Origin of the sequence: Bacillus sp. SRB_8 (assembly GCF_003264205.1) — a bacterium.
Taxonomy (GTDB): domain Bacteria; phylum Bacillota; class Bacilli; order Bacillales; family Bacillaceae_G; genus Bacillus_A; species Bacillus_A mycoides.
Genome location: NZ_NADT01000033.1, coordinates 42,660 through 53,750 on the forward strand (window position 1 = coordinate 42,660; position 11,091 = coordinate 53,750).

General features: G+C 34.6%; 9 protein-coding genes. All 9 read left to right on the top strand.

Annotated elements, in window-relative coordinates:
• Positions 1 to 13: 13 nt before the first annotated feature.
• Entirely contained in the window at positions 14 to 1,015 is a 1,002-nt protein-coding gene (locus tag B5P40_RS25090) for a putative 2-aminoethylphosphonate ABC transporter ATP-binding protein (protein ID WP_016119857.1), read from the top strand.
• Complete coding sequence (locus B5P40_RS25095) at positions 1,016 to 2,773, top strand: putative 2-aminoethylphosphonate ABC transporter permease subunit (protein ID WP_002188873.1); 1,758 nt, start codon at positions 1,016 to 1,018, stop codon at positions 2,771 to 2,773.
• 21 nt (positions 2,774 to 2,794) lie between these two features.
• Positions 2,795 to 3,589, top strand: a complete 795-nt coding sequence (gene phnX, locus B5P40_RS25100; protein WP_002186358.1) for a phosphonoacetaldehyde hydrolase — start codon at positions 2,795 to 2,797, stop codon at positions 3,587 to 3,589.
• Between the two features lie 16 nt (positions 3,590 to 3,605).
• Complete coding sequence (gene phnW / locus B5P40_RS25105; RefSeq protein WP_002126166.1) at positions 3,606 to 4,703, top strand: 2-aminoethylphosphonate--pyruvate transaminase; 1,098 nt, start codon at positions 3,606 to 3,608, stop codon at positions 4,701 to 4,703.
• Positions 4,700 to 5,884: a saccharopine dehydrogenase family protein gene (locus B5P40_RS25110; protein ID WP_002126167.1), complete on the top strand. Its 1,185-nt coding sequence runs from the start codon at positions 4,700 to 4,702 to the stop codon at positions 5,882 to 5,884. The genes phnW and B5P40_RS25110 overlap by 4 nt, the downstream gene beginning before the upstream one ends.
• A gap of 40 nt (positions 5,885 to 5,924) precedes the next feature.
• Positions 5,925 to 6,707: a DeoR/GlpR family DNA-binding transcription regulator gene (locus B5P40_RS25115; protein ID WP_002030497.1), complete on the top strand. Its 783-nt coding sequence runs from the start codon at positions 5,925 to 5,927 to the stop codon at positions 6,705 to 6,707.
• Positions 6,708 to 7,145: 438 nt separating this feature from the next.
• Complete coding sequence (locus B5P40_RS25120) at positions 7,146 to 9,413, top strand: NEAT domain-containing leucine-rich repeat protein (RefSeq protein ID WP_113710108.1); 2,268 nt, start codon at positions 7,146 to 7,148, stop codon at positions 9,411 to 9,413.
• A gap of 249 nt (positions 9,414 to 9,662) precedes the next feature.
• A complete protein-coding gene (locus B5P40_RS25125; protein WP_002011549.1) occupies positions 9,663 to 10,292 on the top strand; it encodes a class II aldolase/adducin family protein in 630 nt (209 codons plus the stop codon).
• Between the two features lie 125 nt (positions 10,293 to 10,417).
• Positions 10,418 to 11,041 carry a cyclic di-AMP binding protein CbpA gene (gene cbpA, locus B5P40_RS25130; protein WP_002188875.1) on the top strand — a complete coding sequence of 208 codons (624 nt, stop codon included), beginning with the start codon at positions 10,418 to 10,420 and terminating at the stop codon, positions 11,039 to 11,041.
• Positions 11,042 to 11,091 lie beyond the last annotated feature (50 nt).

The window sequence follows — 11,091 nt, forward strand, 5'->3', positions numbered from 1 at the left end:
GGGAGAGAGAAAAATGAGCGAATATTTATCAATTCAACACATCCAAAAACAGTTTGATGCATTTACAGCGTTAAAGGATATTTCTTTTACTGTGAAAAAAAATGAGTTTGTTTGTTTATTAGGCCCAAGTGGTTGTGGGAAAACGACATTGCTCCGAATTTTAGCGGGGCTAGAAGAGGCAACAACAGGTAGTATTGCTGTGAATGGAAAAGATATTACAGCATTACCACCTGGAAAGAGGAACTTCGGAATGGTTTTTCAATCGTATGCATTATTTCCGAATTTAACTGCACTTGAAAACATTGAATACGGCTTAAAAACAAAAAAATATGGAAAAGCAGAAGTAAAAGAAAAAGCGCTATCGGCGTTAGAACTTGTGGATTTGCTGAATGTAAAAGATAAATATCCTGCTCAAATATCTGGTGGACAACAGCAGCGAGTAGCACTTGCACGTGCGCTCGCTCTGTCTCCCGATATTTTGTTACTTGATGAGCCGTTATCTGCTTTAGATGCAAAAGTGCGTGAAAAGTTGCGCAGAGAAATGCGTGATTTGCAAGAAAAAGTGGGAGTAACAACTATTATGGTAACGCATGATCAAGAAGAGGCATTAACGATGGCTGATAAAATTGTTGTAATGAATCATGCGGAAATTATGCAGATTGGAACACCAGAGGAGATTTATCAAAGACCAGCCAATCCGTTTGTGGCAGATTTTATTGGTTCTATTAATTTCTTTTCGAAAAATAACGAAGAACATGCGATTCGTCCTGAACATGTAACAGTTGTACAAAATAATGGTATTAAAACAGTTGTAGAAAGCATGGAATTTCGCGGTTCTGTATACCGGACGGAAGTGCGGGTCATAGAAGAGAAAACACACCTTTATAATGAGAAAATTGTAGTGGATATATTGGCATCAGAAGTAGAGGAAACTGCTATTAGAAAAGGAAAGCCAATTCAAATCTCTTTCTCAGAAAATCATATGTTGTCATATGGAAAGAAGGTCATTGTATAGATGGAGATGTTAGAAAACTTTAAGGCAGAAAGTACAAAAAAAAAGATTAAGAGACGTATCGGTAAAGAAGAGTGGATACAAAGACTATTAATTATTGGTATGCTTCTCGCGTTTTTTATCATGCTTGTATTGCCTTTATTACAACTGTTTACACAAGCCTTTTATGATAAAGATGGAGCTTTTGTTGGTGTTGCGAATTTCAGTAAATATTTCACAACACCAACGCTAGTTCAATCACTACAAAATACGATATGGATTTCGGGCGCTACAACAATTATTTCGGTTACACTCGCTTTCGCTTACGCATATGCGATCGCTCGTACAAATGTTTTTGGAAAGCGCGTATTTCAATACATAGCATTATTACCATTATTCGCACCAACGATGATGCACGGTATTGCGCTTACATATTTATTTGGTAATCAAGGGTTAATAACAAAAGGAATGTTTGGTTTATTTGAAGGAATACAAATACCGTTATACGGACCAGTAGGAATTGTAATGGCTGAAGTTATGTATACATTTCCGCAAGCATTCCTTATTTTATTAATTGCTCTCCAAGGTTCTGATTATCGTTTATATGAAGCTTCTAATATGTTGGGTGCAAGTAAAGTGAAACAGTTTTTTACGGTTACTTTACCTAGTGTGAAATACGGATTAATTAGTGCGATGTTCGTTGTATTTACACTTAGTTTCACTGATTTTGGGGCACCTAAAATTGTTGGAGGACAATATAACGTACTTGCTACTGACGTATATAAGCAAGTAATTGGACAGCAAAATATGTCCATGGGCGCAACTGTCGGAATGATTTTATTGATCCCAGCTATTTTTGCATTTGCAGTTGATCGTATTACGCAAAGAAAACAGGCGAATCTCTTATCTTCAAAAGCAGTACCTTACAGAATAATAAATAATAAGAAAAGAGATGTTATTTCATTCGTATATTGTAGCGTAGTCACGTTTATGATCATTCTTTTATTTGTGGCAGTTGGTATTGCTGCAAGTGTGAAAGTATGGCCATATAATATGAGTTTTACACTTGAGCATTTTAATTTTTCAAGTTTGACAGGAGACGGAATTGAAGCATTTAAAAATAGTGTAATTGTCTCAGCTATTACGGCAGTTATCGGGGCGATTTTAACATTTGTGTTCGCTTATGCGATTGAAAAAATAGAACAGCTACAGTTTTTCAGAAAAGTAGGCTACTTTTTCTCTATTGTACCGTTAGCGATTCCTGGATTAGTACTTGGATTAGGATATGTCTTTTTCTTTAGTCAACCAACAATTCAAATTCTAGGACTTTCAGTAACAAATCCGTTTCATTCCTTATATGGCACAATTGCTGTTTTAGTATTAGTAAATATCATTCATTTTTACTCTGTAACGTTTGTTACCGCAACGACTGCTTTAAAGAAACTAGACCGAGAGTTTGAACTTGTTTCACAGTCGATGAGCGTACCGTTTTATAAAACTTTCTTTCGAGTAACAGTACCGATGTGTTTACCAGCTATTTTAGAAATGGTTATGTACTATTTCGTAAATTCAATGGTGACTGTATCGGCAGTAGTGTTCTTATATGCGGCTGATTTTAAACTAGCTGCTGTATCAATTGTAAATATGGACGATGCAGGAAATGTAGCACCAGCAGCTGCAATGAGTGTACTTATTGTTGTTACAAATATTGTAGTGAGGGTTGTATATGAATGGGGAACGAAAGCACTTCGTAACCGAACGTCACAATGGCAAAAAAGATAAGTAAGAAGGGTGATGGATAGAATGAAAATTGAAGCAGTTATTTTTGATTGGGCAGGTACGACAGTTGATTACGGATGTTTTGCACCATTAGAAGTATTCATGAAGATTTTTCATAAACGCGGTGTTGAAATTACAGCAGAAGAAGCTCGCAAACCAATGGGGTTATTGAAGATTGATCATGTTAGGGTATTAACGGAAATGCCCCGTATTTCGAATGAGTGGAAGCATGTCTTCGGACAATTACCAACAGAAGAAGATATTCATGAGATGTATGAAGAGTTTGAAGAAATTCTCTTTGCTATTTTACCGTACTATGCCACGCCAATTGATGGGGTAAAAGAAGTGGTTTCTTCACTACGTGAAAGAGGTATTAAAATTGGATCAACAACTGGTTATACGAGAGAAATGATGGACATTGTTGCAAAAGAAGCAGAAATACAAGGGTATAAACCTGATTTTCTTGTGACGCCAAATGATGTTCCAGCAGGTCGTCCATATCCGTGGATGTGTTATAAAAATGCGATGGAACTCTGTGTATACCCAATGAATCATATGATAAAAGTTGGAGACACCGTGTCAGATATGAAAGAGGGCAGAAATGCTGGAATGTGGACAGTTGGTGTAATCCTCGGTAGTAGTGAGCTCGGTTTAACGGAAGAGGAAGTTGAGAATATGGATCCGTTAGATCTTCGTGAAAAAATAGAAGTAGTTCGTAATCGTTTCGTTGAAAATGGGGCTCATTTTACAATTGAAACGATGCAGGAGCTCGAAAACGTAATTGAACATATCGAGAAACAAGAACTTATTATTTCATAAAGGGGGGCACACGATCATGAATGAAAATCACTATTTATTATTAACACCAGGACCATTAACGACAACAAAAACTGTAAAAGAAGTTATGTTATACGATTGGTGTACGTGGGATGTTGAATATAACACTATGGTGCAAGATGTAAGAAATAGGCTTGTATCGTTAGCGACAAAGGAAGAAGAAAAGTACACAACAGTTTTAATGCAGGGAAGCGGTACGTTTGCGGTTGAAGCAGTAATTGGTTCTGTTATTCCTAGAAACGGAAAGCTGCTAGTTTGTACAAATGGTGCGTACGGTAAGCGGATTGTACAAATGGCAGAGATGTTACATATAGATGTGGTGGTCAGTCAAACAGAAGAGTGGGAGCCTACTAATATTGCAGAAGTAGAACAGTTATTACAACAAGATAAAGAGATTACGCATATTGTAGTTGTTCATTGTGAAACAACTACAGGTATTATTAATCCAATTGTAGACGTATGTAAATTGGGAAAACAATACGGAAAAGTTACACTGGTTGACGCAATGAGTAGTTTCGGTGGTATTGAAATAGATATCGCTGAGTTGCAAATTGACTTTCTAATTAGTAGTGCGAATAAATGTATTCAAGGTGTTCCCGGATTCGGTTTTGTCATCGCAAATCGTGATGAACTATTGAAATGTAAAGGGCAAGCTCGTTCTTTATCATTAGATTTATATGATCAGTGGGAAACGATGGAAGAGCAAAATGGGAAATGGCGCTTTACTTCACCTACACATGTTGTACATGCTTTTTATCAGGCATTACTTGAATTAGAAGAAGAAGGCGGGGTAAGAGCCCGTTACAATCGATATTATAGCAATCAAAAACTACTAGTGCACAAAATGAAAGAAATGGGCTTTAAGCCATTAGTAGATGAAAAATATCAATCTCCTATTATTACATCTTTCATTTATCCAGAAGCAGGATTTGAATTTTTGCAGCTATATAATGAATTAAAGCGATATGGATTTGTTATTTATCCAGGTAAAATTTCGAAAGTAGATACGTTCCGCATTGGAAATATCGGTGATGTACATGAAGACGATATTAATCGCTTAGTTGATAGTATTGCTAAAGGGGTTGTTATAGGGTGAAAGTATTTTGCTTAGGTGGAGCAGGTAAAATTTGTCGTGAAGCAATTTTAGATTTAGTTCAATTTTCATCTTTTGAGACGATTACGGTAGCCGATTTTAATGAAGAGGAAGGCCGAAAAGTAGTAGAGTGGTTAAATGATCCTCGTGTTGATTTTGTGAAAGTCGATGTGACAAATCATGAGGATACGGTCGCAAAAATGAAGGGCTATAACATTGTAATGGATGGTACGACGATAAAGTTAAATGGATTGTCTACTCGCTGTATCGCAGATGCCGGTTGTCACGGTGTGAACTTAAATGGATTTGGTGAAGAAAATGAATCCCACTCCAAATTTGTTCAACATGGAACAACATGTTTACCTGGGTTTGGTATGACACCAGGTGTAACGCAAATGATGGCCATGTATGCAGCAAATCAGTTAGATACTGTAGAGTCAGTTCGAGTAAGTCATGGCTCGTATCGTCCAATTGCTTTTTCTGCATCAATTACAGAGACAACGACATATGAATATGATCCACATTTGCCGACGCGTACAGTGTATGAGGAAGGTGAATTTAAGCAAGTACCTCCGTTTGCGCGCCCGAGAGAAATTGAATTACCAGCACCTTACGGAAAAACAATGCAGTATATAATCCCGCATTCAGAAACGATTACGTTAGCGAAGGCACTGGAAGATAAAGGTGTACAACTTATTGAAACAAGAGGAACTTGGCCAGAGCAAAATATGCAGCTCGTTCGTGCTTTATATGATTATGGTATATTGCGTAATGATCAAATTGAAATAAACGGTAAAGAAATTGGTATTATGGATTGTATTTCGAAGTATCTATTAAAATCGAAAGAAGGACAAGCAACAGAGCTTTATGGTTATGCACTTCATGTAGAAGTAGTAGGTATGAAAAATAATCAAGAACAAAGGCATGTGTTATACCATACGCATCCGCTATCTGACGGTTCTGTAGTAGGTTGGGAGAAATTAAGGGCCTATACAAGAAATGTTGGTATCCCATTTGGAATCGCTACAGAGTTAATTGCAAAAGGAGTAGTTAATAAAGTCGGTGTTATTACTCCTGAAGAAGCTTTCGAAAATCCACAAATTATTTTTGACGAACTAGAAAAGCGCGGTATTTATATTCATGAAGAGATTTTCACTGAAAAAGAAAATTATAACTTTGTATAAGTAAGACAGTTTATGAGGTAGATATAAATGGGGTGAGGCTATGTCTGTAGTAGGTGAAGAGAGAAAGAGGACAATTCTTGAGAAGGTAGAGTTTAAAGGAAAAGTAAAAGTTTCAGAATTAGCGAGAGAGTTCGCAGTATCAACAGAGACGATTCGTCGGTATTTAGAAGAATTAGATCGTGAAAAAAAATTGAAGAAAGTGTACGGTGGAGCCGTTCAACTTCCGGGAGCTGGGATAGAGGCACCGATGTTAGAACGAGAGATGCTGCATATAGAAGAGAAGAAAAGAATTGGGTATAAAGCAGCAACGTTTGTGGAAGATGGAGATGTTATTGCGATTGATGATGGAAGTACACCACTTCAAATGGTGCCATATCTTGTTCATCGTAAAAATTTAACGATTGTAACAAGTTCATTTCCAGTAGCAACACAATTAATTTCTTCTATTAATAAAAAGATGTTTCACGGTGAAGTTTTATTTATAGGCGGGAAAGTATCTCCAAAACATTCACGTGTGTCGGGGTCTATTTCACAGCAAGTAATTCATCAATTTCATTTTCATAAAGCATTCGTTTCGATTGATGGGTTGTTGCAAGGTTTTGGGGTTTCTAGCTTTGAATTAGAAAAGGCGAAACTGTCAGAAGCGATGATGAAATTAGCTGAGAAAACGTATATTTTATGCGATCATACAAAGGTAGGCGTAAAAGGGAACTACCGAATAGCAGGATTTTCTCGTATTCAACATATTATTTGTGATAAGAAAATGCCCTATAGTTTTGAAGAAGAAGTCAAAAAGCATAATATTCAATGGACAGTTTGCTAAATGAATTGAATACGTTTAAACTCCCACCTAATTTTTAGGTGGGAGTTTTACTATCAGCAAGTAAAAAAATAAAAGCTTTGTATTTATGCAAAAAGTGGACACATTTTCTCATCTCGTTCATATAATTTACCAATACAAAAAAAGTTGGTCGAAGGAAAGAAGGGAAAGTATGTCGGAACGGATATATAATAAACTTGTATTGTATGCAAACATTTTGCAAAAAATTGGTGTTATTAATGAAAAAGAAAAAAGTGAAATCCTTCATACGATAGGCAAAAAAGCCCTTTGAGTAAAGGGTTTTTTATTTTTTATCTATGGAAATATAAACGTAATGTAATATTCTTGTTGACAATGATAATGAGATTCATTATCATTTATTATGTTAGCAATTGATAGTAATTATCAATTGGAATATATATAAGATAAGGGGATATTATTTTGAAAAAAAGTTATATTAAAGCTCTAGTAGTAGCAACAACATTAGCTATTCCATTTGCTGCGTATTCTACTCCAGCGTTAGCAGCAGCCAGTGATCGCACGTATGATACTGAGATTAAAATATATAAGGATCAAAAAGATGAGCCATCTATGGTTTCTCAGTACATAAAAAATCCTAAAGTAGCAATTGAAGATGGGAAAAAAATCGTTACTGTAACAATACAAGATAGCGATTATTTTCAATATTTTAGAATAGAAGATAGAAATCAACCTGGTGTATTTCATGATGTGAAAGTTCTGTCAGAAGATAAAAGAAAAAATGGAACGAAAGTAGTCCAATTTGAAATTGGCGAATTTGAGCAGAAGCACAATATGCAAATGCATATATTTATTCCGGCTATTGGATATGATCACAAATATCAAGTTCAATTTGAAATTAAAGATCCAACTGTAGGTGAAAAAGAAACAGAGAAACCAGATGATAACTCTAATTCAGGCAATACGGAAACAGATAATCCAGTTGATAATCAAAATATGATAACAGATAACAAATTAAGAGAACTTGTTAATAAAAAAGTATTTAATAGAAAAGATTTAAATACACCAATTACGAAAGAAGAGTTATTACAAGTAAAGGACTTGTTTTTAAACACGAATGAGATTCTGGATTATAGTGCATTAAAATATATGCCAAATTTAAAATCTTTAACAGTTGCGAATGCGAAGATAACAGATCCGTCGTTCTTTGCGAATTTAAAGCAATTAAATCATTTAGCTTTGCGTGGTAATGAATTTTCAGATGTAACACCACTTGTTAAGATGGAAAATTTAGAATCTCTTGATTTGAGTAATAATAAAATTACAAACGTTGCACCACTAATTGAAATGAAAAATGTAAAAAGTTTATATCTATCAGGCAACCAAATAGAAGATGTAACAGCATTAGCGAAAATGGAACAACTAGATTACTTGAATTTAGCAAATAATAAAATTACGGATGTTGCTCCATTAAGCGCATTGAAAAATGTAACATACTTAACTTTAGCAGGTAATCAAATTGAAGATATTAAACCGTTATATTCATTACCTTTAAAGGACTTAGTATTAACGCGTAATAAGGTTAAAGATTTATCGGGTATTGATCAAATGAATCAATTAAATAAATTATTTATCGGTAAAAATCAAATTGAAGATGTGACACCACTTGCTAAAATGACTCAGCTTACAGAATTAGATTTACCTAATAATGAGTTAAAGGAGATTACTCCATTATCAAATCTAGTAAACTTACAAAAACTTGATTTAGAAGCAAATTATATTTCAGACTTATCGCCAGTTAGTAAGTTGAATAAGTTAGTATATTTAAGTTTTGTTGCAAATGAAATCCGCGATGTTAGACCAGTAATAGAACTAAGTAAGAAAGCTTATATTAATGTCCAAAACCAAAAAGTCTTTTTAGAGGATACAGAAGTAAATAAAGAAGTAAAAGTACCTATATACGAAAAAGACGGCGAGGTATCTACAAAAATCCGTCTGAAGAGTGATGGTGGTACGTATAGTAATGGTGTAGTGAAATGGAGTACACCAGGTGAGAAAGTATATGAATTTGGAGTGAAAGATCCATTTGCGGATACAGGAATCTTCTTTACAGGATCTGTAATTCAAAATGTAGTAGAAAGTAAAGGGGACAACAATTCTAAAGAAGACAATACTTCTAAAGAAGATGAGAAAGTAGAGGGAGTAGAATTTAAAGATGTACCAAAAGGACATTGGTCAGAAGAAGCAATTCATTATTTAGCGAAAGAAAATATTTTCAAGGGATATGGAAATGGACAATTTGGATTTGGGGATAGTATTACTCGTGGACAAGTTGCGTCTTTAGTACAAAGGTACTTGAAATTAGAAAATAAAGTAGAGCAGAAAGAGATGTTTACTGATACGAAAGGGCATATGTTTGAGCAAGATATTGCTACAGTTGCACAAGCTGGAATTATGCAAGGAGATGGTACAGGTAAGTTTCGTCCAGAAGGAGTATTAACTAGGTACGAGATGTCAGTAGTATTACAAAAAGTATTTCAGTTAAATGAAAATGAAAATAATTTGGAGAACTTTACAGACGTACCAACAGGTCATTGGGCAGAAGGATATGTGAAAGCATTAGTCGATAATAATATATCAAAAGGTGACGGGAATGGGAACTTTTTAGGGGATGATTTCGTAACACGTGAGCAATATGCGCAATTTCTGTATAGGGCAATAAAAAAATAATAAATGAGAAAAATACGTTATTCTTTAATAAGAAGAATAACGTATTTTTTATATGTACAAAATCAAATGCTAAATAGACAGGAGTGTTTACATGTGATAGGCCTATTTTTCCGATAGGTGCTGAAACCATATTGACAAAAAGGCATTCTCGTGTGATAATTCAATTAAATTTTTAGAATAATCAAAAAACATTCCTTTTATATAGAAAGGATTTGAATATTATATTAATATTACGCCGGGGGTGACGAAATGTTATTTTTTCTGAAAAAATGGAACGAATTAAAAGATGTGAAAGCAGAATTGGCACTTCGCGATTGGTTTTATGGTACGAAAATTAGTTTATCGATGTGTACGTCAAAAGAGCCATTAACATTTTTAGTGAATGTAGAGGGAAGAGATAAAGGGGTATTTTCTGAAGAAGATTTTATTGTCGTAAATTGCATGTGTGAGCCAGTATTTGAAAACGAAGAAAAACCAGCTATAGAGTCATTTATGCATGCGGATATTTATAAAAAAAGTAGTGCAGAATGCATTTTACAAGTACAGACTGTAGATAGTCATTTAATGTCAGAGCTATATGGGAAAGAAGGAGAAGTAACATTCGAAAAACGTAGTGTGGAACGTGTTTTTGGAAAAGACGGTATTACAGAAATGACAATTCCAATTGTAGAAGATGAAAAGAAATTCGCTAATTTATTAGAAAATAATGTTCCGAATTTTATTGAAGGTGGAGGAGTAGTCCTTGTTCATAATTACGGAATGATCGTGTGGGGGAAAACTCCAGAAGAAGCGAAAAAATGGTTGGAAGGTATAGAGTATTTAATGAACTATCACGTAAAGCTTTTAATGATAAAAGGGGCAAAAAGTTCTGTTATATAAAGATGTATTCACAGAGATTATCATCCCTTAAAAATGAAAGCGTTTTAAAAAGAGATTTTACTCATAAAATATAGGTCTCCTTATTATATATAGATTACATGTTGACATGTAAGGAGGAACATATTTTGCGAGTTAAATATCATTTTCTGCCAAAACAGCAGGTGACATTTTGCAAAACGAATGATTCTGGTGAAAAGGCGTTACAAATTATGAATGAAACGGGATTTCGCGCAATTCCTGTATTAGCAGAAAATGAGAAGGAATTCACGGGGATTATTTATAAAGTAGATCTTTTAGAAAAGAAGTGTAATAGCAGATTAGAGGATGTAAGTACAGAAGATGTACTGGAAAGTCCAAATTCGTTTATTTTTGAAAAGGATTCTTTTTTTAGAGCTTTTTACGTTATTCGTCGTCTCCCGTTTTTAGCGGTTTTAAATGAGTATAATGAATTTGTCGGCATTTTAACACATTCTAATGTATTTGATGTCATTGAGGATTCGTTCGGTATGCGGACGGGTGGTTATATATTAACAATTGCAACACAAGATTGTAAGGGAACAATTAAAGAGCTTGGGACATTATTAAAAGCATATAATATCGGTGGACTGTTTACTCTTGATAACGGTGATCAATATATTCGCCGTGTTATCGTAAATATATCGGATGAGTTAAATGAAAAAAAATTAAAGCGATTAATTGAAAAGATAGAGAAAAAGGGATTCAGGGTGAGTCATGTAGATTATATTTAAGTTGAAAAGGAAAGGTGCCTATCTGCTATGAACTGTACCCTATAAAATGG